Origin of the sequence: Caballeronia sp. ATUFL_F1_KS39, from assembly GCF_023630985.1 — a bacterium.
Classification (GTDB): Bacteria; Pseudomonadota; Gammaproteobacteria; order Burkholderiales; family Burkholderiaceae; genus Caballeronia; species Caballeronia zhejiangensis.
This window is the reverse complement of sequence record NZ_JALQDZ010000004.1, coordinates 170,169-193,475: the sequence shown is the minus strand read 5'-3', so window position 1 is coordinate 193,475 and position 23,307 is coordinate 170,169. Positions and strand designations below refer to the sequence as shown.

General features: G+C 62.2%; 21 protein-coding genes and 1 tRNA gene. 10 read left to right on the top strand and 12 right to left on the bottom strand.

Annotated elements, in window-relative coordinates:
* Positions 1-6: 6 nt before the first annotated feature.
* The 3 genes from NCR93_RS04420 to NCR93_RS04410 form a co-directional block, all read right to left on the bottom strand.
* Positions 7-1,986: a DNA topoisomerase IV subunit B gene (locus NCR93_RS04420; RefSeq protein ID WP_008350734.1), complete on the bottom strand. Its 1,980-nt coding sequence runs from the start codon at positions 1,984-1,986 to the stop codon at positions 7-9.
* Between the two features lie 301 nt (positions 1,987-2,287).
* Positions 2,288-4,222, bottom strand: coding sequence for an ATP-binding cassette domain-containing protein (locus NCR93_RS04415; protein ID WP_175981841.1), 1,935 nt, complete (start codon positions 4,220-4,222; stop codon positions 2,288-2,290).
* A 202-nt stretch (positions 4,223-4,424) separates the two neighbouring features.
* Positions 4,425-4,832 (bottom strand): DUF4399 domain-containing protein, encoded by a 408-nt coding sequence (locus tag NCR93_RS04410; protein ID WP_033536673.1) that lies wholly within the window; start codon positions 4,830-4,832, stop codon positions 4,425-4,427.
* 217 nt (positions 4,833-5,049) lie between these two features.
* Between NCR93_RS04410 and NCR93_RS04405 the strand changes: the two genes are divergently transcribed.
* Positions 5,050-5,232 carry a rubredoxin gene (locus tag NCR93_RS04405; RefSeq protein ID WP_008350739.1) on the top strand — a complete coding sequence of 61 codons (183 nt, stop codon included), beginning with the start codon at positions 5,050-5,052 and terminating at the stop codon, positions 5,230-5,232.
* Positions 5,233-5,273: 41 nt separating this feature from the next.
* Here the strand turns inward: NCR93_RS04405 and NCR93_RS04400 are convergent, their stop codons facing one another.
* The 6 genes from NCR93_RS04400 to NCR93_RS04375 form a co-directional block, all read right to left on the bottom strand.
* Positions 5,274-7,085: a GT99 family glycosyltransferase N-terminal domain-containing protein gene (locus tag NCR93_RS04400; RefSeq protein WP_250532176.1), complete on the bottom strand. Its 1,812-nt coding sequence runs from the start codon at positions 7,083-7,085 to the stop codon at positions 5,274-5,276.
* 123 nt (positions 7,086-7,208) lie between these two features.
* Positions 7,209-9,173 carry an HAD family hydrolase gene (locus NCR93_RS04395; RefSeq protein WP_239295191.1) on the bottom strand — a complete coding sequence of 655 codons (1,965 nt, stop codon included), beginning with the start codon at positions 9,171-9,173 and terminating at the stop codon, positions 7,209-7,211.
* Between the two features lie 2 nt (positions 9,174-9,175).
* Complete coding sequence (locus NCR93_RS04390) at positions 9,176-10,258, bottom strand: glycosyltransferase family 2 protein (RefSeq protein WP_175981833.1); 1,083 nt, start codon at positions 10,256-10,258, stop codon at positions 9,176-9,178.
* A 587-nt stretch (positions 10,259-10,845) separates the two neighbouring features.
* Positions 10,846-11,592, bottom strand: coding sequence for a class I SAM-dependent methyltransferase (locus NCR93_RS04385; RefSeq protein ID WP_175981831.1), 747 nt, complete (start codon positions 11,590-11,592; stop codon positions 10,846-10,848).
* Positions 11,592-12,389, bottom strand: a complete 798-nt coding sequence (locus NCR93_RS04380; protein ID WP_008350748.1) for a bestrophin-like domain — start codon at positions 12,387-12,389, stop codon at positions 11,592-11,594. The genes NCR93_RS04385 and NCR93_RS04380 overlap by 1 nt, the downstream gene beginning before the upstream one ends.
* A 123-nt stretch (positions 12,390-12,512) precedes the next feature.
* Positions 12,513-12,587, bottom strand: a tRNA-Arg gene (locus NCR93_RS04375).
* A 140-nt stretch (positions 12,588-12,727) separates the two neighbouring features.
* On the opposite strand from NCR93_RS04375, the gene NCR93_RS04370 reads away from it, so the two are divergent.
* Positions 12,728-13,045, top strand: a complete 318-nt coding sequence (locus NCR93_RS04370; RefSeq protein WP_008350750.1) for a hypothetical protein — start codon at positions 12,728-12,730, stop codon at positions 13,043-13,045.
* A gap of 6 nt (positions 13,046-13,051) precedes the next feature.
* Here NCR93_RS04370 and NCR93_RS04365 read toward each other — a convergent pair whose 3' ends face one another.
* Positions 13,052-14,950, bottom strand: a complete 1,899-nt coding sequence (locus NCR93_RS04365) for a bifunctional sugar phosphate isomerase/epimerase/4-hydroxyphenylpyruvate dioxygenase family protein (protein WP_033536690.1) — start codon at positions 14,948-14,950, stop codon at positions 13,052-13,054.
* Between the two features lie 249 nt (positions 14,951-15,199).
* Between NCR93_RS04365 and NCR93_RS04360 the strand changes: the two genes are divergently transcribed.
* A complete protein-coding gene (locus NCR93_RS04360; protein ID WP_034471290.1) occupies positions 15,200-16,057 on the top strand; it encodes a shikimate dehydrogenase in 858 nt (285 codons plus the stop codon).
* Between the two features lie 69 nt (positions 16,058-16,126).
* Here the strand turns inward: NCR93_RS04360 and NCR93_RS04355 are convergent, their stop codons facing one another.
* Positions 16,127-16,807: a TetR/AcrR family transcriptional regulator gene (locus tag NCR93_RS04355; protein WP_008350756.1), complete on the bottom strand. Its 681-nt coding sequence runs from the start codon at positions 16,805-16,807 to the stop codon at positions 16,127-16,129.
* Between the two features lie 131 nt (positions 16,808-16,938).
* Here NCR93_RS04355 and NCR93_RS04350 point away from each other — a divergent pair, with 131 nt between their 5' ends.
* The gene (locus NCR93_RS04350; protein ID WP_239295192.1) at positions 16,939-17,337 is read left to right on the top strand and encodes a hypothetical protein; all 399 of its coding nucleotides are present in this window, start codon (positions 16,939-16,941) and stop codon (positions 17,335-17,337) included.
* Here NCR93_RS04350 and NCR93_RS04345 read toward each other — a convergent pair whose 3' ends face one another.
* Entirely contained in the window at positions 17,338-18,816 is a 1,479-nt protein-coding gene (locus NCR93_RS04345) for a sensor domain-containing diguanylate cyclase (RefSeq protein ID WP_008350760.1), read from the bottom strand.
* 282 nt (positions 18,817-19,098) lie between these two features.
* Here NCR93_RS04345 and NCR93_RS04340 point away from each other — a divergent pair, with 282 nt between their 5' ends.
* From NCR93_RS04340 to NCR93_RS04315, 6 genes are all read left to right on the top strand, one after another.
* Positions 19,099-19,602 carry a YbhB/YbcL family Raf kinase inhibitor-like protein gene (locus NCR93_RS04340; protein ID WP_034471294.1) on the top strand — a complete coding sequence of 168 codons (504 nt, stop codon included), beginning with the start codon at positions 19,099-19,101 and terminating at the stop codon, positions 19,600-19,602.
* 103 nt (positions 19,603-19,705) lie between these two features.
* The gene (locus NCR93_RS04335; protein WP_034471296.1) at positions 19,706-21,073 is read left to right on the top strand and encodes an MFS transporter; all 1,368 of its coding nucleotides are present in this window, start codon (positions 19,706-19,708) and stop codon (positions 21,071-21,073) included.
* A 116-nt stretch (positions 21,074-21,189) separates the two neighbouring features.
* A complete protein-coding gene (locus NCR93_RS04330) occupies positions 21,190-21,738 on the top strand; it encodes a type 1 glutamine amidotransferase domain-containing protein (RefSeq protein ID WP_008350765.1) in 549 nt (182 codons plus the stop codon).
* Between the two features lie 25 nt (positions 21,739-21,763).
* On the top strand, positions 21,764-22,294 hold the full coding sequence (locus NCR93_RS04325) for a DUF4142 domain-containing protein (protein WP_239295193.1): 531 nt from the start codon (positions 21,764-21,766) through the stop codon (positions 22,292-22,294).
* The gene (locus NCR93_RS04320; protein WP_008350770.1) at positions 22,291-22,650 is read left to right on the top strand and encodes a DUF1488 family protein; all 360 of its coding nucleotides are present in this window, start codon (positions 22,291-22,293) and stop codon (positions 22,648-22,650) included. Before NCR93_RS04325 ends, NCR93_RS04320 begins: the two co-directional genes overlap by 4 nt.
* A 56-nt stretch (positions 22,651-22,706) precedes the next feature.
* Entirely contained in the window at positions 22,707-23,282 is a 576-nt protein-coding gene (locus NCR93_RS04315; RefSeq protein ID WP_034471300.1) for a glycine zipper domain-containing protein, read from the top strand.
* Positions 23,283-23,307: the final 25 nt, after the last annotated feature.

The following is a 23,307-nucleotide window of genomic DNA, read 5'->3' as shown; positions in this document are numbered from 1 at the left end:
TTCGCGTCAGATGTCCGCTTCGACTTCGTTGCCCTTTTCTTCGAGCCAGCTTCGGCGCGAGGCCGCTTCGCCCTTGCCCATCAGCATCGTCATGCGCGAAACGGTGAGATCGAAGCCGAGATCGCCGAGCGCGACCGGCAGAAGACGGCGCGTGTCCGGGTTCATCGTCGTGTCCCAGAGCTGTTCGGCGCTCATTTCGCCGAGGCCCTTGAAGCGGCTGATGGTCCACGCCGTTTCGCGCACGCCGTCCTTGCGCAGCTTGTCGAGGATCGCTTCGAGTTCGCCTTCGTCGAGCGCGTAGAGCTTCTGCGCGGGCTTCTTGCCGCGCGCGGGCGCATCGACTCGGAACAACGGCGGACGCGCGACGCACACATGGCCGCGCTCGATCAGTTGCGGGAAATGCTTGAAGAAGAGCGTGAGCAGCAGAACCTGAATGTGCGCGCCGTCGACGTCCGCATCGGAGAGAATGCAGATCTTGCCGTAGCGCAGATTCGACAGATCGATCTGATCGTCGGGACCGTGCGGATCGACGCCGATCGCCACCGCGATGTCATGCACTTCGTTGTTCGCGAAGAGCCGGTCGCGTTCCGTTTCCCACGTATTCAGCACCTTGCCGCGCAACGGGAGAATCGCCTGGAACTCCTTGTCGCGGCCCATTTTCGCGGAGCCGCCCGCCGAATCGCCCTCGACGAGAAAGAGTTCGTTGCGGGAGATATCCGTCGATTCGCAATCGGTGAGCTTGCCCGGCAACACGGCGACGCCCGAACTCTTCTTCTTCTCGATCTTCTGGCCCGCGCGCGTGCGCGCCTGCGCCTGGCGAATCACGAGCTCCGCGAGCTTCTTGCCGTATTCGACGTGCTGATTCAGCCACAACTCCAGCGCCGGCCGCGAGAACGACGACACGAGCTTCACGGCATCGCGGCTATTGAGGCGTTCCTTGATCTGCCCCTGGAACTGCGGATCGAGCACCTTCGCCGACAGCACGAACGACACGCGCGCGAACACGTCTTCCGCGAGCAGCTTGACGCCCTTCGGCTGGAGATTGTGAATCTCGACGAAGTTCTTCACCGCCTGAAAGAGACCGTCGCGCAAACCGGATTCATGCGTGCCGCCCGCGGGCGTCGGAATGAGGTTGACATACGATTCGCGCAGCAGCGGGCCTTCCTCGGTCCACGCGACGACCCACGACGCGCCCTCGCCTTCCGCGAAGGTTTCCTCGGTGTTCTTCGAGCTTTCCGCGTAGCGTTCGCCTTCGAACAACGGAATCAGCAGTTCGCTGCCGCCCATGCCTTCGAGCAGATAACCGCGTAGACCGTCTTCGTATTTCCACGTCTGACGCTCGCCCGTTTTCTCGATGACGAGCACCACTTCGACACCCGGCAACAGCACGGCTTTCGAACGCAGGAGGCGCTGCAATTCGCCGAGCGGCAGATTCGGCGAGTCGAAATACTTCGGATTCGGCCATGCACGCACGCGCGTGCCGCTCTTCTTCGCGCCGCGTTCGGCTGGGCGCGTCGTCAGTTCTTCGATGACGTCGCCATTGGAAAACGCAAGCTGCGCGACCTTGTTGTCGCGCCAGACGGTGACTTCGAGACGGGTTGCGAGCGCGTTCGTCACCGAGACGCCGACGCCGTGCAGACCGCCCGAGAACGTATAGGCGCCGCCCGCGGCCTTATCGAACTTGCCGCCCGCATGCAGCCGCGTATAGACGATCTCGACGACCGGCACGCCTTCTTCCGGATGCAGCCCGAAAGGAATGCCGCGGCCGTCGTCCTCGACGGTCACGGAGTTGTCCTGATGCACGGTGACGGTGATTTGCTTGCCGAAGCCGCCGAGCGCTTCGTCGGAGGCGTTGTCGATCACCTCCTGAATGATGTGCAGCGGATTCTCGGTCCGCGTGTACATGCCGGGCCGCTGCTTGACCGGCTCCAGGCCCTTGAGCACCTTGATCGATGCTTCGCTGTAGCCGGCTGCCTTGGCGTTCATGACCTGGCGCTTGCCTCGTTCAGTGCCTGTCGCCATTGCGCTGGATTTTTTCGTGGACATAGTTGAACGTTGATCCGGCTCTCGAACGCCTGACGGAATGTCACGACATGACGCCCGATCTGCCGGCAAATGCTTGATGTTGTGCCTGGCCGGATGCGTTGAAAGCGAGGCAAAAAAACGCCCGCCGATCCGAGCCGCGCTAGGAGAATAGCGGTTTTCGCCCGCCGCGCCCACCTCGGCGCGATAAAACGCGCTTCGTTCGCGTACATGCGTTCAGCACACGCACAGCGGGCGCGAGCCGCTATTTGCGCTTCGCTTCGAGCTCTTCCCAGCGCTCGAGGGCGACGAGCAACTCCTCTTCGATCGCCGCGTGTCGCTCGGAAAGACGCGCGCCTTCCTTCGCGTCCTTCGCGAAGATCGAGCCGTCTTCGAGTTGCGCGCCGATAACCTTCTGCTCGTCTTCGAGTTCGGCGATGCGCCCCGGCAGCGCTTCGAGTTCGCGCTGTTCCTTGAACGACAGCTTCACCGTGCGCTGCGCATTGCGGCCGGCGGCGCTGTCTTTCGGCGCATCGTCTTTCGGCGTGTCCTTCGCGGTCTGACGCGCCGCTTCTTCGGCAATGCGCTCCGAACGTTCGCGCTGAACCTGCCAGTCGGAGAAACCGCCGACATATTCGCGCCACTTGCCGCCGCCTTCCGCGGCGAACACCGACGTCACGACGTTGTCGAGGAACGCGCGGTCGTGGCTCACGAGCAACACGGTGCCGTCGTAATCCGCCAGCAGTTCTTCGAGCAGTTCGAGCGTCGGGATGTCGAGATCGTTGGTCGGCTCGTCGAGCACCAGCACGTTCGCCGGCCGCGCGAAAAGGCGCGCGAGCAGCAGGCGATTGCGCTCGCCGCCGGAGAGCGACTGCACCGGCGAGCGCGCGCGTTCGGGCGCGAACAGGAAGTCGCCGAGATAGCTCATGACGTGCTTCTTCACGCCGTTCACTTCGACCCATTCGCTGCCGGGACTGATGGTGTCGGCAAGCGATTTGTCGAGATCGAGCTGTGCGCGCATCTGATCGAAATACGCGACCTGAATGTTGGTGCCGGTCCGCACGCGGCCTTCGTCGGGCTGCAGTTCGCCGAGGATGAGCTTGAGCAGCGTGGTCTTGCCCGCGCCGTTCGGGCCGACGAGACCGATCTTGTCGCCGCGCATGACAGTTGCCGTGAACCGGTCGACGATCGTGCGTTCGCCGTAGCGTTTGGTCACATCGGTCAGTTCAGCGACGATCTTGCCGGACTTCTCGCCCTGCCCGACATCGAGCCTGACATTGCCCTGCACGTTGCGGCGCTCGGCGCGTTCCTTGCGCATTTCGACGAGCCGTGCGATGCGTCCGACGCTGCGCGTGCGCCGCGCCTCGACGCCTTTGCGGATCCACACTTCTTCCTGCGCGAGCAGCTTGTCGAACTTCGCCTGTTCGATCTGCTCGACTTCGAGCTGTTGCGCCTTCCTCGTCTGATACGCGCTGAAATTGCCGGGATACGACAGCAACCGACCGCGATCCAGTTCGACGATGCGCGTCGCCACGCGATCCAGAAACGCGCGATCGTGCGTGATGAAGAGCAGGCCCGTGCGCAACGTGACGAGCAGATCCTCCAGCCAGCGGATGCCGTCGAAGTCGAGGTGGTTGGTCGGCTCGTCGAGCAGCAGCACGTCGGGCTGAACGACGAGCGCGCGCGCCAGCGCCACGCGCTTTTTCATGCCGCCGGACAGATCGCCTGCGCGGGCATCGCCATCGAGACCGATCTGCGCGAGTGTCGTCGCGACGCGCGTGCGCCAGTTCCACGCGTCGCGGGTATCGAGCGCCGACTGCAGCGCGTTCATGCGCGCGAGCAGCTCGTCGTGCTTCGCGCCTTCGGGCGTATCGGCGAGCGCGTGCGCGACGGCGTCGTACTCGTCGAGCAACGCGCGCGCTTCGGTGAGGCCGGACGCGACGACATCGAACACGGATGCGTCGAGATCGAACTCGGGTTCCTGCGGCACGTAGACGGTCGTGAGCTCGCTCTGACGCGTGACGAGCCCGTCGTCGGGCGCGGCGAGCCCCGCGACGATCTTGAGAAGCGACGACTTGCCCGCGCCGTTGCGGCCGATCAGCCCGACACGCTCGCCCGCTTCGAGCGAGAAGTCGGCGTGGTCGAGCAATGCGACGTGGCCGAACGCGAGCTGCGCGTCCGAGATGGAATAAAGCGACATGGGAAAACCGGATGAATGGCGAAGAATCGGCGCCGAACACGCGAGCAACCGATGGAAGCGGCCATTGTACCGGGCGCGGCGCGCGATCACGCACGCTGCCTCCGCCATTGGCCGAACGGACGAGGCGCGCAGCGCCAGCAAGCGCGAAAGGCCGCCCGGATGCGCTCCGTGGCGGCCTTTCCTCGCGTCGTGCCGAAACAACTTACTGCACGTGCACCTTGATCGTCTGGCTCATTTCGGGGCCGTACGAGCGGTGCGCGCCGTCGCCGAACTGCATTGTCAGCGTGTGATCGCCGGGCGGCAGCTTCACGTCGGCTTCGGTCTGGCCCTTGCCGAAGTGCAGCGACGTGTCGTTCGCGGGAATCACGGTGCCTTTGGGCAGCGGCTTGCTATCGATCAGCAGGTGGTGATGGCCGGTTCCATCGGTCATCGTGCCCGCCGGAGCGACCGACATGCCGTCGACGCCGAATCTGACGTGCACGGGGCTCGTGACGGTCGCGCCATCCTTCGGTTCGACGAAATAGACGCGCGCCTGCGCATGCGCCGCGCCGGCGTACTGGGTGAGCAGGACCGCGCCCGTCAGCATCGCGCCCAAGAGCTTTTTCTTCATCGTTTTCTCCACGTTGTGAAACCGGTCGATGGCGCGAGTCGGCGCCGGAGCCTCGAAAAGCATACACCGGGCTTTCGGCACGCCGGAATCGGGACCATCCTGCCTACGGCGATCGGGGAACGATCGCGCCGATTACGGTAAGATGCCGGCTCGCTGCGCCGCGCATCGTCTTCGAACGCACGCGGTCCGTTTATTTCTTTCGAATCAAGAGTCTGTCGTGAGCGAAGTCATCGAATTCAAAAGCTGGGTCTGCCTGATTTGCGGCTGGATCTACAACGAGGAAGAAGGTCTGCCGGACGATGGCATCGCTGCCGGAACCCGTTTCGACGACATCCCCGCCGACTGGCGCTGCCCGCTGTGCGACGTGGGCAAGGCCGATTTCGTCGTCGTCGAGTTTTGATGCTGGCGCCGCGCCTAATTGGCGGCGCGGCGCAGGCCCTGTCAATCGCAAAGTTTTAGCATCGCGACAAGGTGGCGGGTGCGCCATCTGGTTGTGACCAATCTACTTTGCAGATATGACGCTACGATGCGCGCGGCATGAAGCAGTCGGTCATGGCGCAATTCTAGCGCCGCCAGCCTGCTACTCAACATCACCGCATCGCTTTCTGCTTTCTCGCGCAACGCGACTTCCGTTGCTTTCTGCGCGTTGATGTTTGCAAATTCCTCCCTTAAACGCTCGTGTTCTTGCTTTTCAATTTCCCGCGCTTCCTTCGACTCCGCCAACTCCAGCCGTAACACTTCGGCTTCTGCCGACAGCCGATCAAGCGCAACGTTGCGGTCATTCAGCGCGAGTTCCTCGGCAGCGCTTCGGCCATCCGGTCTTTCCGAACTTGCGTTGTGCTCGATGCCGCAGGTTTCCAGCACCCGAATTCTGGCGTCTCGCTCCTCGATCCACTGATCACGCTCTTTGATCCAGCCGTCCCTATCGCTTATCCAGCGATCACGGTCGAGAATGAACGTTTGCAGTTGTGAGATACTGGTATTTTGCTCAGCGCACTGACGTCTCAGATTGAAGAGCTCATCAAGGAGTTTATTTGGAGCATCAACCTCCAGCGTTCGGCCGCTAGTTTCCGGAACTGGCTTTTTGCCCACGAGCCGTTCACCGCGCCGTTGATTCTGAAACGAAACGAAGTGCTTTTCTGCGATGTCCGCAACTGAAGGGTTCGATAACCGCCATAAGTAGTATTTAGACGAAAACAACAGCGAATACGGTATCAAATAAGTCAGGAAGAACCATATCCGAAATAACCGTGACGACTCGCCGGACTCGTCGAAAAAAGTCTGAATAGGGGTGCTACCGAAGAATCGAACCTTTTTGCGCCACAGTACCGCCTCGATCCCGAGGCTCGAATTGATGGTCCATAATTCCTGAATCGCGCCAAGGAATTTCAATGGCGAGCTTCCCAGGTCGACCTTGCCGGGATAAAGCGCCTTTCCGTTCGGATGATATCGGACAAGCGGAGTGTGTTCGGAGGTTGATCTCGACGCGAATTCGAGCAGCGAGAGATTGTTCCATCCTTTGCTGAAGGCGAGCGCGTTAGAGTCCGTTTCCACCTGCAGCGCGACGCCGATCGTATGCGAGCCTTCCGAAGAACGATACATCTCGCGCGCTGCATCCGAGATCAGTACCGATTCGAGAGTCTCGGAAATCGCGGCGTCACCTCGATCGCCGACCCAATCGCGAAATGCGGCTTTCTCGCGCTGCCACCGGATGCCGACTTCAGTATCTCCGTTGACTCCGCTCGTGTCCCAGTAGGCGCATTGTGCGTAATACGGTTTTCGCAGTGGTCCGATCTCATTGAAAACAAGCGCGCAACCGGACTCTTGGGCCGCGCGTCGCATTGACGGACAATTGAGCCATGTGACCGCGACAACTTCTTGATGCAGCGCTTTCAAGCGCGAAAAGGCGTCTGCGAAATATCGATGCAATTCCGAAAAGTCTCGTGTCACGTAAGAGATGAACCGCTCAAGCGGTGCTTTGTCAAGTGACCAGTCCGTCAAACCGTCTTCATAGCAAACCAGCCGGACCCTTTCAGAATCCAAATTCCCCACGTTATACTCGTGAAACTGCTTTGACCAGTCCGACAGTTCCCAACGAGAAAGGTCGGATTCGATATTCAAGTAGTACCGCGGTAAAAGAATGGTCGACTGCTTTGCTCTGAACGCGTGAAGCCATTTCAGGATTACCCAATAGTAATGAGCAGTTCCTTCCACCGGAGCGACGAGTGGAACGAACAGGACGAAATGCGTCATACGATTTGCCGGTCTGATGCTTCGTTATTTTCGATGGGACTTGAACGAAGCGTGCAATGCGTCCTCGCGTCGTGCGCGAGCCATTTGCGGCGCTTCTTCCTCTCAGCAATCCAGCTACTTGTTTTAAGTTAGCGCATTCAATACATCAAAACCAGCCTTCCAGAAAGAGCGAGCTCTGCTGAGCGCGATTTCCTCGTTGCTCGGCCGGCCATTTTTGACGTCAAGCCGTTCGGCGAGGCTCGTTCGTGCGCTGGTGTCGCCTGCAGAATCCGAGTGCGTGAGCGCGCCGAATAACGCCGCCTCGCTCTTGCTCGGACGCTCGACCAGTCGGCTGAACGGCTGCGCCCATGCCGGCGAGATGAATTTCTCGTAGCCGAAAGCCAGGATCGTCGGCAAGACCGTATGCACATATTCGAGCGCGCCAGCTTGAACCTCCGCCGCAAGCTTTTGCACGGCGATGTCTTCGTTGTTCTCCTCGAGTATGGGAACGATCTCCTCTCCTTCACGACGGTATCCCAATGTCGTGCCGTGCGGTGCTACCGTCGCAAACTCCAGAATTTCGACGCCCCCCGCTTGCAAAAGCTCCGTTTCGTGACGGGGATCGCTGTTCTGAACCATGAAACCGAAGTAGGCGTCACTCGGTAGCTGATTGATTCTCACCGATTCGAAAGTCCCGAAATAATAGCCAAACGTACGGAAGTCGCTTCGAGACGTCTGGAGGATACGTGAGAGGCCCCCTTGCATGTTTCCTCCCCAGCCAATGTCAGACACGGCGATTCTCTTGCATCCGATAACTGTCTTCGACAAGTACGCAGATACCAGCGCACGCTGCTCGGCTGCGACGTCCATGAGTTGCGAAAGAAGAATACTGATCAGCCGGTGCATTCGCATGTCGCCGCCTACTACTCGCTCGTCTTCGCTTGCGAAGCCGACCGCCTTTATCGCGGCACGATTACGCGAAACGTCGAGCCCCAGACGTTTGAAATGCTGCTTGACCGTTCTCTCCGTTTTTCCACCGAAAAGATGCCACACACGATCGGGCGGAAAATCGACGAAGCTCGGCAGGAGCGTGGCGGCGCGCGAAATGTAAACGTACTCGCTCGGAATTTTGACACCCATTTGCTCCGCGTACTGCTCATACAGCTTATGGAACAGGTAACTGTCACGCGCGAAGAACAGAACCTTGTCAACGTTGTCCAGCTTCAACTGATGCATCATCCAGATGAAGTAGCCGAGGAACAACGGCCCAAACACCTGTGCGCCGATGTCGAACCATGGCTCCGCCACCTCGCGCTTTCTCTGCATAAGTACTGCCCGCGTCCCGCCGGCGATGAGACTGGCGGTGTGCGGCATGTCCACTGACGACACTATCGGATTCCGTAAGAAATCGGACTCGATGCGGGCGAGATAATCGAAATGCACGCCCTTCACGCCAGCGCGCTTCGCCATTTCTACATCTGCGTGGAGGTTGTCACCGAAGTGCAGCATGCCCCGCGTCGTGCCGCCTGCCCTTTTTGCAGCGATCGCGAAAAGAGAGCCTTCGTGCTTGCTGGCTCCCTCCTCGCAGGACACCACCAGTTCTATCTTTCCGTATCCGCATGCCTGAATGAGTTCGAGAATGACCGTCGACGGGAGATACATGTCGGAGCAAAGCACCACGGGCTTGCCAATGGCTTGCGCGTATTGCACTAGCTCCCGCATGACTGGGTTGCAATAGACGATTGCCCGCTCCACCTGGAGTTCTACCACCTTGAACCGGTCAACCAGGCGATCCGCTCCCAGTTGCGATGCCAACTCTTCATAGATCTCGTCGTAAGTCACTTCGTAGGAGTTGCGGAGCCTGTAGTACTTCTCGCGCGTCTGAATTTCTGCGAGAAGTCGATTCGCCGGAAACGAGTCGACCATCCCGTAATCCAATTCAGTGTACTCATCGTGCCGCAATTGAGCCGCCACCCAGTCGAAAACGTCAGCAGGTCTTGCAACCAGACGATGAATGAGCGTATCGAACACGTCGAACGACACGATTCCTGCTTCGTCGATCAGACGTTTTGCGTCCTCAAAACTGCAATTCTTGTTTATGCGCCACATATCTATCGCTGCAGGAGTAACCAGGTTTTTGTTCGGTCCACGGCTTGCCGCAAGCCGACCGAATTCGCCGTCCGCAAGAACTGAAGCAAGTAATGAAGTGCGCGGCCAGAGCGCAGCCACAAATAGCCGAGCTTGAACACGTTTCGCACTGGACGACGTGAGACTCTGCCGGACACGTTCGACAGCTCCGCCCCCAAGGCCCCTATGTCGCCGTGTAATCGTTCGAGCATCGCTCGGGACGCGTTGCTGCTTTGCGTCGCGTACCACGACAAGTGCTCAAGAACCGGTCGAATGCTGTTCAGAAACCCAAGGCCGACTGTTCCCGATGAAATGTCGGCTCTAAGCCAGGCATTTCCCAAAATCGTTGCTTCTGCGACGGTCCCGGCAAATGCACGAGCGGCGGCCGAACGGTTTGCATAGGGGCCGCGTACCGAGCTTCGGACGTGAGAAAACACTAGCACCTGCGGAATAACATAGATATCTCCTGCCATGAGCAGACGAAGGTGAAAATCCCAGTCTGACATTCCGCCGAATAGCGAATTGAAGCGAATTTTGGCAACCGCACTTTTCTTTACGAGTAGCTGAATGTTCTTGAACTGATTTTCGACCACCATCGCATTAAGCGAAATAAATCCCGCGCTCATATGCGGCCGCATCAGCTCCGTGCTTTTGGCACGCACCACGTTACCGTCGATTTCCTCATCGACGCGTTTTCCCAAAGCTATCACGGCCACCGTTGCCGGATATATTTCCGATAATGTTTCTAATTGCCTAACGCAGATTCCCAGAAAATCCGGGGCCCAGCTATCGTCATCGTCGTGAAATGCGATATGCTCTGCGCCGCTCAGACGCTCCAGCGCCGCGTTCGTTGCATCTTCCGCGCTGAGCTCCTTGTCCAGATGCACTATCTCGATAGCTAGACCGTCGGTGGCTCCCAAGCTTTCCAGCACGCGTTGAACGACTCGCGGATCACCGGTATTAGCAATGACGACGTGCCATTTTTTCCACGATTGCCGCATGACGCTTTTCAGCGCTCTACGCAGAAGGACTGGCCGGTCCTTCGTACGCATCACAATCCCGATCATGACGATTCCTTGACCGCTGACTTGTAGAGGTTTCGCGACATCGAGAAATCCGATGCCGAGATGGGACGGGTTGAATTCATAAAGTGCGAACCATTTGCTTTTATGCGCCTTAAGGCCCGAACCAGCCGGATGTCTAACTGGGTCTCAAATTGACGATCCGAGCCATGCGCGATAATTGCCGAAAATCAACAGACGCTTGCCCTTCAGCAGACCTTCGGAATTAACCTTCGCATCTTCCGCTAAGGCCTGAACACTATAAGTGTAATCGCCGACGCTCACAGGTCGATCATGATGCGCCGAATACAACGATGATTTAGGAAATTTCGGCGTTTATTCTGTGATAAATTGTTTTCCGATGTACAGGTTTAGATGCGCAACTGCTATTTTTATAAAGCCTATTATCAGGATAATATCGCGAATTAGATTGCAAACGTCCGAGGTTTTCGGCGCGTCAACTTATCGATCCCGGCGAAACGCATAGGGTTCGCGCATGACACCGCGCGCGCCGAGGTTCAAGCAATGCGAAGAACATCGATCCGCTGGACAGAATGCCAACGCGTTAAGTCAGGCGATTGAACTTGATCCAGTCAGCGCGCCACCGCGATCAACTCGCGGCTCACTTCATCGACCGGCGCGCGGTTCCAGTCTCCGAACCAGTCGATTTTTGCGAAACCCGCATCGGTCAGCAAGCGCGCAAGTTCGTCACGCGTGCGAAAGCGCAGCTCGCTCACGGCGCTCAGCGTTTCCTCCGGCGCATCGGGCGTCGGCATGAAGCGGTAATGCGTCGTGAACGCGACGCGTCCCGTCGAAAGCGGATCGGGCTCGGCGTGCCGCTCCTGCCACACTTCCACCGCGCGTCCATCGGGCGCGCTCACGCATCTCGACGAACGCTCGCGCGTCCAGTTGTCCCACGCGCGCGCCGCCGGATGGCGGCTCTCGAACGCGATCGCGCCGCCCGGCCGGATCGCCCGGCGCGCGGCTTTGAGCGTCGCGAGAAACGCGTCATCGTCGAGAAAGACTTGCGCGACGTGGCCCGTCATCACGAGCAGATCGGCCGCGCCGACGAACGGCAGCGCGCTCGCGTCGCCTTCGATCCACGTCACCTCGTCGCCGTCGGGACGCGAGCGCGCGACGCGCAGCATCTGCGGCGACGGATCGATGCCCGTCACGCGATGGCCGCGCTTGGCCAGCTCGCAAGCCAGCAACCCCGTGCCGCAACCCAGATCGACGACGTGCCGCGCCGATTGCGCCAGCGCGAGATAAAACGCCGTGTCGGCGGCGAACGGATTGAGGACGTCGTAGAGCGCGACGAGGCGCGGATCGTCGTAGAGCATCAGCGGGATTCGTAGGAGAGCGCGTCGCGCATCGGCTGGCTGCCGACCATGATCGGCCCGGTGAACGGCGTATCGAGATCGAGGATCACGAGCACCGCCGACGCGATCGACAGCGCGCCGAGCATGATCGTCACGAGCGAGAGCGCGTTGCGCGGCGCGATCAGCCCGAAGCACAGAAAGATGATGAGCAGCCAGCCGACGAGAATCCGGTCGAACGGATACGAAATCGATCCGTGCGCCTCCTCGATCAGCTTCCAGCGCAGCGCGATCAGCTGCTCGAAGCGCGCGGCGGCTTCGACCGCGAGCTGGCGATGATAGTCATCGCGCGGAACCAGCAAGCGCACTTCGCGCTGCGCCTCGCTCAGCATGGCGCCGAGCGTGCTGCTCGCGAGACTGTCGTTCTTGTTCGGTGCCTCGACCGCCGGATATTCGCCGGGCGGCCGCGGCTCGCTCGGCCACGTGCTCGCCACCGCCGCCGCCGTGTATTTGCGCAGGAGTTGCCGCGCGTGACCGAGTTCGGCGCCGTAGTCGCGCATCGTGCGATCGAGTTCGATGATCGAGGACGCGTAGCTGCGCATGTCGTTGTTGGTCGTGTCGAAAACCGTTTTCGCCGATGCGGTCAGAAGGCCGAGCACGAGCGCCGCGAACGTGACCAGCATGCCGACGAGCAACTGGACCAGTTGCACCGTCTCCTGCGCCTTGTGTTCCTCGGGCAGAAGCGGCCGCACGATCGCGCCGATGCCCGTGCTGGCCAGAAGGAGAACGAAGACGAGCACCGCGGATTGAATTTCCGTCATGAGCGCGCGAGCCGTGATGGCGTGACCGGAGTGGACGCATTATCGACGGGAAAGCGCGCGCGGTCCAATGCGGACCGGATACGGCGAAGAAAAAGAAGGGGGAAAAACGGCGTGCGGGAATCGTGGTCCCCCCGGCAGGAATCGAACCTGCATCTAGCGCTTAGGAGGCACTCGTTCTATCCATTGAACTACGGGGAGCGGACCGCGCAGGGCCGACAGCGTCGGCGAAGCGAGCGCAGAGTATAGCAAACGCTTTCGTTCGCCGCGTATCCGAAAAATCGGCGAAAACCAGGGTTTGCACCTATCAAGTTCCGCCTGATCGCGCCGCCATCGGAGTAATGGACCCATTTCCCGATACAAAGCCGCAGGGCGCGTTTTCGGCGTTGCTGGCAGACCAAGACCTGACGCACCTCGAACTGGTGCTGCGCCGTTCATTGTCGTGCGATCTCGGCGGCCCGCTGCTGCCGCCTTCGTACTGGCGCGAGCGGCTCGCATCGATCACGCGTCGGTCACATCTCTCTCATACGCAGATCCAGACCGTGCATCGGCTGTTTCTGCACATCGACGCGTTTGAGGCCGCCGGCCGCGCCCGCGAAGAAGAACTCAGGCGCGAGCGTGAACTCGCCGCGGGCAGCGGAAAAACCGCAAGCGCCTGAGCGTCTTCAGGCCGACTGACGCGCGCGCTGTTGCGCGTGCGCGGCGAGCCGCACCGCCGCGTTGGCCGCGCCGTAGCCGTCGTAGCCGCCGCGCCGCTCGATCACTTCGAGGAAGAAGCGCTGATCGAGCTGCTCCGTGTACGCATGGAAGAACTCGCCGCCGCGCTCGTCGCGGTCGTAGAGGATATTGTGCTCGCGCATCTGATCGATCTGCTCGTCGGGCAGGCCGAAACGCGCGACAAGGTCGTCGTAGTAGTTGCGCGGGATTCGCAGGAATTTGACGCCATCGGCTTCGAGGCGCGGAATCGCGTCGAAGATATCGGGCGTGCTGAACGCGACGTGATTCAGACCCGAGCCCCGATACGTCGACAGCGACTCCGACACCGCCGTATAGCGATCCATCGACGCATTCAGCGCGATTCGCACCGAACCATCGCGGCTTCGCACCGCGCGGCTGCGCACGAGCCCGTACGGATCGGGCACGAGCACGGCGGGCTCGGTCTCGAAACCGAACGCGCTGCGAAAGAAAAGCACCCAGGTATCGAGCGCATCGGCGGGAAGCGACAGGCACACGTGATCGATGCGCGACAGCGGCCCGACTTCGTACGGCCCGTCGATGTCCGTCAGGATGAAATCCGATTCCCACAACGTCGGGCCGCCTTTCGCTTCGTCGACGAAATAGTCGAGGCTGCCGTCGGGCGACTGCACGCCCGGCACCACGCGCTCGTTCGGACCGACGCGCCCCGAGAACGGCTGCGAGCCATACGCGGCGGCGCGCTCGAACGCCTGCTTCGCGTCATCGACGTGAAACGCCGACGCGCACAGCGACAAGCCGTGCTTCTGGAAGAACGCGCTCGCGAAGGAATCGGCCTCGGCGTTCAGCACGATCGAACCCGCGCCATGCCGATACAGCGCGACATCCTTCGAGCGATGCTTGCCCGCGAGCCTGAAGCCGAGCCGTCCGAGCCATTGCGACAGATGCTCGCGCGTCGAATCGTCGACGGCGAATTCGAGGAACTGAAAGCCGATGTGCTCGGGCGGCGCGGGCGGATTGAACAGCTCCGGCGGCACGGCCTTGCCTTCGGAAACCAGCAGCTCGCGCGTCTGCTCTTCCAGAAAGCGCAGCGAGCGATAGCCGTCCGCCGCCGTGATCGCGGTCGGCGCGGCGCGAAAGCCGTCGTTGAAGATTTCGAGCGACAGCGGCCCCTTGTAGCCCGCTTCCAGCACGCGCGCGGTGAAGCGTGCGACATCGAACGCGCCTTGCCCCGGAAAGCACCGATAGTGACGGCTCCATTCGAGCACGTCCATCGCGAGAATGGGCGCATCGGCGATTTGCACGAACGCGATGCGCTCGCCCGGAATCGACGCGATCTCGTCGACGGAATCGCGGATCGACAGCGTGTGGAACGTATCGAGCGCGAGGCCGAGACTCGGATGATTCACGGCATCGACGAGTTTCCACGCGTGCTTGTACGAGTTGACGTAGCGGCCCCACGCGAGCGCTTCGTACGCGACGATCACCCCCGCTTCTTCCGCGATTTTGGCGAGCACGCCGAGCTGGTCGACGATGAGCGCGTCGTCGCGAATCGTATCCGGCGACACGTTGCTGCAGACGAGAATGCGGTCTGTGCCGAGCTCGTGCATCAGCTCGAACTTGCGCTTCGCGCGCTCGACGTTGCGCGCGAGACGCTCGGCGCTCACGCCGTCGAAATCGCGGAACGGCTGAAACAGATAGATCTCGAGGCCGAGATCCGCACACATGCGGCGCACGTCGGCGGGCGTGCCGTCGAAATACAGCAGGTCGTTCTCGAAGATCTCGACGCCGTCAAACCCGGCGGCCTTGATAGCGTGCAGCTTCTCGGGAAGCGTGCCGCTGATGGAAACCGTCGCGATGGAAGTGCGGATCGAACGCAGCATCGCTGCCTCCTCGTTGCAATTCAGTGAATGCGGGATGGATCGAGCGGTGCCTTCCAGTGTAGGACGTCCGCATGGCGAACGCGCGCAATCCATGTCATTCTGCGAGATAATAACAAACTAACTAGACCGTACAAATCAGTGGAAACACGAACCGACAAGCCTCGCGCGGGCGTTCACACTGCGACGTATTCATCTCGCACTGCAGCATGCAGTGCTCATCCATGCCGGAGCGCTCGCATGACCAACAAGACTTCGTATCTCATCGGCCTGATCGGATCGGGCATCGGCGGCTCGCTCACCCCCGCCATGCACGAAAAGGAAGGCAGCAACCTCGGACTCAATTACGTCTACCGGCGCATCGACCTGCAGGCGCTGGAACTGGAGCCGTCCGCCCTGCCCGATCTGCTCGATGCCGCCGAGCGCATGGGTTACGACGGCCTGAACATCACGTATCCGTGCAAGCAAAGCGTGATCCCGTTGCTCGATGACCTCGATCCCGACGCGCGCGCGCTCGGCGCGGTCAACACCGTCGTGCTGAAGGACGGCAAGCGCATCGGCTACAACACGGACTGGTCGGGCTTCGCGCGCGCGTTTCAGCGCGGTCTGCCGGACGCGCCGCTCGAACGCGTCGTGCAACTGGGCGCGGGTGGCGCGGGCGCGGCCGTCGCGCACGCGGCGCTCACGATGGGCGCGCGCGAACTCACGCTCTTCGATTCCGACGACGCCCGCGCGGCTTCGCTCGCCGCCGAGCTCGCGGCGCGCTTTCCGGATCGCGTCGTGAAAAGCGGCGGCGACTTGCGCGACACGCTCGCCGGCGCGAGCGGCCTCATCCACGCGACGCCGACCGGCATGGCGAAACTGCCCGGCCTGCCGTTGCCGGCCGAGTATCTGCACAAGGAACTGTGGGTCGCGGAAATCGTGTACTTCCCGCTCGAAACCGAGCTGCTGAAAGTGGCGAAGGCGCTCGGCTGCCGCACGGTGAGCGGCGGCGGGATGGCGGTGTGTCAGGCGGTCGATGCGTTGCGCATCTTCACCGGGCTGGAGCCGGATGCCGAGCGCATGTTCGCGCACTTCCAGAGCCTGCTGGAACGCTGATGCATCGGCAGCAATGAAAAAACGGCGACCTCGCGAGAGCGTCGCCGTTTTGCTTTGCGCGCGGGGAAATCAGCCGTCGCGCCGCATGAACCGCAGCACCGCATCGACGATCATCTCGCGATGACGCGCACGCGAGCGCGCGCCCGACGGATCGCGCCCGAACGCCGCGCCCCAGGTATGACGGTTCGCCACGCGATGAAAGCAGAACGAGCTGATCATCAGATGCAGGTCGATCGGATCGACGTCTTCGCGAAACTTGCCGGCAGCGACGCCACGCGCGATGAGATCTTCGATCGTCTTCACGACCGTCGAATTGCGCGCCTTGAAGGTCTTCGATTGTTCGATGTACTTCGCGCCGTGGATGTTTTCGATTGTCACGAGCCGCACGAAATCGCGATGCTTGTCGTGATAGTCGAACGTGAAGCCGACGAATTCGCGCAGCGCTTCCTCCGGCTCCATTTCTGCGAGCTGCAATTCCTGTTCGAGCGCGCGGATATCGCCATAGACCTGCTCCAAAACCGCTTCGTACAGCCCTTCCTTGCTGCCGAAGTAGTAATACAGCATGCGCTTCGTGGTGTTGGTGCGCTCCGCGATGGCATCGACGCGCGCGCCCGCGAGTCCCATCGCCGAGAACTCCTGCGTGGCGATGTCGAGAATGTTCCGCTTGGTCTCCTCAGGATCGTACTTGCGCCGCCCCTGCTCCGTGGTCGACGAGGGCGCGGCGCTAGCGGCCTTGCTTCCTTTTTTCATTTTTCTGTCTGAGAACGGCGTTGAAAATCGATTCTAGCACGCGATATTGACGCATCCTCGCCATAACAGACGTTGCGCACGGAGGGCTTCACCTATAATTTTTTGACCCCACGAACAAAGCGAAAAATCACATGCCGACGAAGCGCTCGACCCTACTCGTTCCCGCCGTTCTGACCACATGGTGCCTGTGTGCGATGGCGCAGACCGCGATGCCGCCGGGCCATCCGTCATCGAAGGAACTGGCGGCTGCGGAAGGCGTGATGACGAGCGCGAACATCGCTCGGGGCGCGGCGGATGTCTGTCATATCGACGCCGCCAAGGTCGCGCGCTTCAAGAACGTCGTGCGGACAAGCTATCCCGACGCACCCGATTTCGATGGCGAATGGAAGCTCGGCCTTGCGCAGGCGCAACCGACCGTCGATCGCTTCGACAAGCTGAAGACGAGCAATCCCGCCGAGTACAAGAAGCAGATCGGCGAAGCGTGTCCGGCGCTCAGCCGCGGCATCGACGAAGTCACACAGTCGCAGTGATCACTCGCTCGCGCCGTCGTAATGCGCGCGCTTTTCCGCGTACATCGCGGCATCGGCGCGTTGCAGCATCGGTTCGAGACGCTCGCCTTCGTGCGCGGTGGCCGCGCCCGTCGCGAAGGAAAGCGGATTGCCCGAATAGAACTGATTGTTCACTTCGAGCAACTGGCGAATGCTCTCGATGACCGTCTCGCCGCCGCGTTCGTCGGTGCCCGGCAAGAGCACCATGAACTCGTCGCCGCCGATGCGCGCCGCCTGGAACGGCTTCTCCACCGCCTTGGCGAGCACTTCGCCGGCGCGCCGCAGAAGCGCATCGCCGGCGGCGTGGCCGAGTTGATCGTTGACGGCCTTAAGGCCATTCACGTCGATGGCGATCGCCGTCACCGGGAACGGGCCTTTGCGTTCGAGACGATTGATCTCATCGATATAGAACGAGCGATTCTTGAGCTTCGTGAGCACGTCGTGCTTGCCGAGAAACTCCAGATACGCCTCGGCCTTCTTGCGCGCGGTGATATCCGTCAGCGCGACGAGCACGAGATCCCAGCGCGCCTCGTGCCCCGGAAACACCGAGAACTGCAGATGCACGTGCACCTCGTGGCCTTCGAGCGAATAGTTCAGCACTTCGCGCTGCTGGAAGAGCTTGCCGTCCCACAAATCGATGAGCTGTTCCTGAAAGTACTGTTGCATGTCGTCGCGGAACACATCGGACAGGCGCGCGAGCAGCGTCGCCTTGTCGGGCGCGGCGAACATCCGCAGCGTGTGCTGATTGACGTCGAGAACGTGAATCTCCTGCATGCAGCGCTCGACGAACTCCGGGTGCACGTTCGTGAAAGTGCGAAAGTCGACGATGCCGCGCTCGCGCACATCGTCCAGCAACGACTTGACGGAACTGAAATCCTCGACCCACAGCGACACCGGCGAATGCTCGAAGAGCCCGCGTGCATAGAGCTCGCTCGCGGCGGCGCTGCGGCGCATCGCTTCGAGCTCGGTGATGTCCTCGATCGTGACGAGCACGCGGCTCCATGTGTCCTCGTGTCCCGGCAGCACGACCGCCTTGAGCAGAACGTCGAGACGCTTGCCGTCGAGCGTGTAGTTGACCGTCTGACTGACGAAGCGCGATTGACCCGCCCAGAGTTGCTCGAGTTCGTCGACGTGCGTGGTGAGCATGTCGTCGCGGAACACGCGATCGAGGTTCTGCACGAGATGATCGACATCCTTCGCGTGAAAGAGCGACAGCGTGCGCCGGTTGACCTTCACGACCCGAATGCGCGACGAGCACTCCGCGATACGCCCGGGATTCTCCGCGAGAAACGACCGCAGATCGGCGACGCCCGCCGCGCGCCAGCGTTCGAACTGCTCGCGCACGGCGCTGAAATCTTCGAGCCAGAGCGAAACGGGCGCGAGCTCGAACATGTCGGCGTCGTCCGCCGGCATGCTCGCCGGCACGAATTGACCGGCAGCGCGGCGCGGGTCGTTTGGCATGGTCGTCCTTTCGGCTCGCGCCGGCTGAATTCATCTCATTATTGTAACGCGCGTCATATTTCGAGGGCTCGATCGCCCGCTTCCGGCCGTCTTCGCGCATTCCGTCCGGCGGCATTCGCGCTCATGCGGGATATCGGGGGCGGATGCTACACTCGACTGGCTTCGTCCTTGCCGCCTCGGGCACGTTTGCTGCACCGGCTCACGCGAGGCTCGCGGCGCCACGCAGTCCGATGCGCCGTGCCGCATCCATCCACATCGCTATAAGAAGGAGGCTCGACTCTCATGGCTGATTTCCGCATCTGGTCCGACGAATTTCCGGCGAACGGCTTCATGACGCGCGCGCAGGAATTCGACCAGCAGGCCTTCGGCGGCTCGGGCGAGAACGTATCGCCGGCGCTGCAATGGGAAGATCCGCCCGCCGAAACGCGCAGTCTCGCGCTCACCGTCTACGATCCCGACGCGCCGACCGGCAGCGGCTTCTGGCACTGGATCGTCGTCAACATTCCGCCCGACGTGCGCTCGCTGCCGCGCAACGCCGGCAAGGCCGACGGCAGCCTGCTGCCGCCAGGCGCGCTGCAGTTGCGCAACGACTACGGCACGGTCGGCTTCGGCGGCGCGGCGCCGCCGCGTGGCGACAAGCCGCATCGCTACATCTTTCGCATCCACGCGCTCTCGGCGGAAAGCCTGCCGCTCGATGTCAACGTGACCAATGCCGTCGCGCGCTTCATGACGCATCTCAACGAGATCGATTCGGCAACTTACACCGGCCTCTACGAACTGAAGTAAGCACGCGGGCGAAGACGCGGCCCCGCGTGGCGGCGTCTTCGTCCTGGCCATTCGAAAAAACGGCGCGACACACGATGCGCCGCCCGCCACTTCCCGCCCATCGATGGACTCCGATAAAGGTCTGCCGCTGCCCCAGCGATACTGGGCCATTGCCGTCGTCGCGCTCGGCATCACGCTCGCGGTGCTCGACGGCGCCATCGCCAACGTCGCGCTGCCGACCATCGCGCGCAATCTGAACGCGTCTCCCGCCGACTCCGTCTGGATCGTCAATGCGTATCAGCTCACGATCACCATATCGCTGCTGCCGCTCGCCTCGCTCGGCGACCGCATCGGCTACCGGCGCGTGTACATGACGGGGCTCGCGCTCTTCACGCTGTCGTCGCTCGCGTGCGCGCTGTCGGGCTCGCTCGCTGCGCTCACCATCGCGCGCGTGGTCCAGGGCTTCGGCGCGGCAGGCATCATGAGCGTGAACACGGCGCTCGTGCGCATCATCTATCCGCAGGATCAGCTCGGTCGCGGCGTGTCGATCAACGCGACGGTCGTGGCGATCTCGTCGGTGATCGGGCCGACCGTCGCGTCCGGCGTGCTTTCGGTCGCGACGTGGCCGTGGCTCTTCGCGATCAACGTGCCGATCGGCGTCGCGGCGTTCGCCATCGGCTGGAACGCGATGCCGCGCACGCCGGGGCATCGGCAGCCGTACGACTACATCAGCGCGATCATGAACGCGCTCTTTTTCGGCCTCGCGATCGTTGCCGTCGACGGCATCGGGCACGGCGAGCATCGGCCGTATCTCGTCGCCGAATTCATCGCGACGGCGGTCATCGGCTATTTCTTCGTGAAGCGGCAACTGACGCAAAGCGCGCCGCTTCTGCCCGTCGATCTGCTGCGCATTCCGGTGTTCGCGCTGTCAGTCGGCGCGTCGGTGTGTTCGTTCTGCGCGCAGATGCTCGCGTTCGTTTCGCTGCCGTTCCTTTTGCAGAACAATTTCGGCATGGGCCAGGTCGAGACCGGGTTTCTGATGACGCCGTGGCCGCTCGTGATCGTGTTCGTCGCGCCGCTCGCGGGCGTGCTCGCGGACCGGTATTCGGCCGGCCTGCTCGGCGGCATCGGTCTCGCGATACTGACCGTCGGACTCGTGCTGCTCGCGAGCGTCGGCGCGCATCCGACGGCCCTCGACGTCGCATGGCGCATGGCCGTGTGCGGGCTCGGCTTCGGGCTGTTCCAGTCGCCGAACAATCGTCAGATGCTCGCCTCCGCGCCGCGTCATCGCAGCGGCGGCGCGAGCGGCATGCTCGGCACCGCGCGCCTCACCGGTCAGACGCTCGGTGCCGCGCTCGTCGCGCTGATCTTCGGCGTCGCGCCCAAGCAAGGCCCGGTGATCGCGCTCGGCGTCGCAGCCGTGTTCGCGGCTGCCGCAGCGGTCGTCAGCGTGCTGCGTCTGACGGGCAAACGCAGCGTCGAGCCCGCCTGATCCGCCCTTCCCGCTCAAGGCCGCCCGGCCGTTCCGCTGGGCACAGCCTTTGCTGAACTTCGACCATGGATTCCGCACGCGCGGAAGAGTCGAAATCAGCAATAAGGAGTGTGTTCATGGCCAATTCCCTCAACGGTTGCAAGGTCGCGATTCTCGCCGTCGACGGCTTCGAGCAGGCCGAGCTCGTGGAACCGCAACGCGCGCTCAAGGAAGCGGGCGCGCAGGTGGACGTCATATCGCAGAAAGCCGGTCAGATTCAGGGCTTCAAGCATGTCGACAAGGGCGACAAGGTCGATGTCGACGTGACCTTCGACGCCGCCAATCCCGCCGACTACGACGCGATTGTCCTGCCGGGCGGCGTCGTCAACGGCGACGCGATCCGTCTCGACGCGAAAGCGCAAGCCTTCGTCAAGGACGCCGACCGCGCGAAGAAGCCGATCGCAGTGATCTGCCACGGCGGCTGGCTGCCGATCTCGGCTGGCATCGTCGCGGGCCGCACGATGACGAGCTGGCCGAGCCTGCAGGACGACGTGCGCAACGCGGGCGGAACGTGGGTCGATCAGGAAGTGCAGATCGACGGCAATCTCATCACGAGCCGCAAGCCCGACGATATTCCGGCGTTCAACGAGGCGCTGATCGACGCGCTCGGCAAGGCGCGCGCGTGAGCGCATGTTCATCGGAGGCCCGCCGATGCCGAAATACTTTCCATCCGTGACGCGCGTGGTCGTGCTGTCGCTCGCCGCTGCTTTCGCGCCGCTCGCGCAGACACAGACGCCAAGCGAGAAGCTCTCGCTCATCGATCAGCAATTCCTGCAGGACGCGGGTCAGGCGGGCGCAACCGAACTCACGGCGAGCAAGCTCGCGCTCACGCATGCGAGCGACCGGCAGGTGCGGGAGTTCGCACAGCGAATGATCGTCGATCACACGAAGCTCGCGCGCAATCTCGACGTGCTCGCGAAGCGTCACGGCATCACCGCGCCGCCCGCCGCCGATACCGCCGTGATTGGCAGCCTGCAAAATCTCCAGGGTGCCGAGTTCGACAAGGCCTATATTGAAAAGGTGGCCGTGGGCGGGCATCAAAAGGCCGTCGAACTGTTCAGAAAAGAGAGCGAAACCGGCAACGACACCGCGCTGAAAGCCGCGGCGACCAAGGCGTTGCCGATCATCAGCCATCACTACGAGATGGCGCAGCAGCTCGCAAAAGCGAAGGCGGCGTCATGAGGATCGCGCACGTCGCCGGTCGCGCCGCCTTGCGTTCCGTTTCCCGTCCCGCTTATGAGGACTCGACCATGCACATCACGTTTGCCGACGAACCGCCTGTCTACGACGGCGACGATCTCGCGATTCACTTCGCCGCGCTCATCGACGGCGAGCCGGTCGTCTGCTCGATCACCGCCGAAGCCCTCGAAGATCACTTCGGCGCGAAATCGCCGCGCGAGGACGATCTGCTCGCCGCGTTCGAACAAGGCGCGTCGCGCATCCGCGCGGTGTGCGCCGAAGTGCTCGACGACAACGGCGGCCAGCCCGCCGTGCTGAGGAGCGGATTGTTCCGCGTCGCCGGCCTGGAGCCCGAGTGAGCGGCCTCGTCGTCTGAACGACGCATTCCCAAAACCCAAGCCAACAAGGAGGGAACATGTCCCTGATCATTGCGGGCCGATTTCAGACTTTTCGCGCGGCCGAAACGGCAGCGCAGAAGCTCTTTGCGCGCGGCTTCCTGGAAGAAGACGTGACGCTTTTCTTCGTCAATCCGAGCGGCCAGCACGCACGCCATCCGATCGGCGGCGATGTCGGCACCGATGCGGGTGCGAGCGGCGCGCCCAAGGGCGCCGGCAAGGGCGTGACGATCGGCGCGGTGGTCGGCGCGGTCATCGGCGCCGCGATCTTCGCCGTCTTCAAGGCGCCGCTGCTGGTTTCGGTGATCGCGGCGGGCGTCGGCGCGTACGTCGGATCGCTCGTCGGCGCGATGTCGCATACGAAGAAGAAGCCGCACGGCGCGGCGCAAGCGGAAGAGCCCGCGCGTCATGCGGGCGTGCTGGTGGCCGTGCACGTTTCGCCGGAAACGCACGATCAGGCCGCGGCGGTGCTGCGTGAAGCAGGCGGAATGGACATCGAACGCGCGTCGGGCCGCTGGCAACAAGGCCGCTGGAGCGACTTCGATCCGCTGAAGCCGCCGCAACCGGCTGGCGAGTTCGCGCAATCGCGCGTGTGATCGTAGTTTCGCGCCGTATCCATGA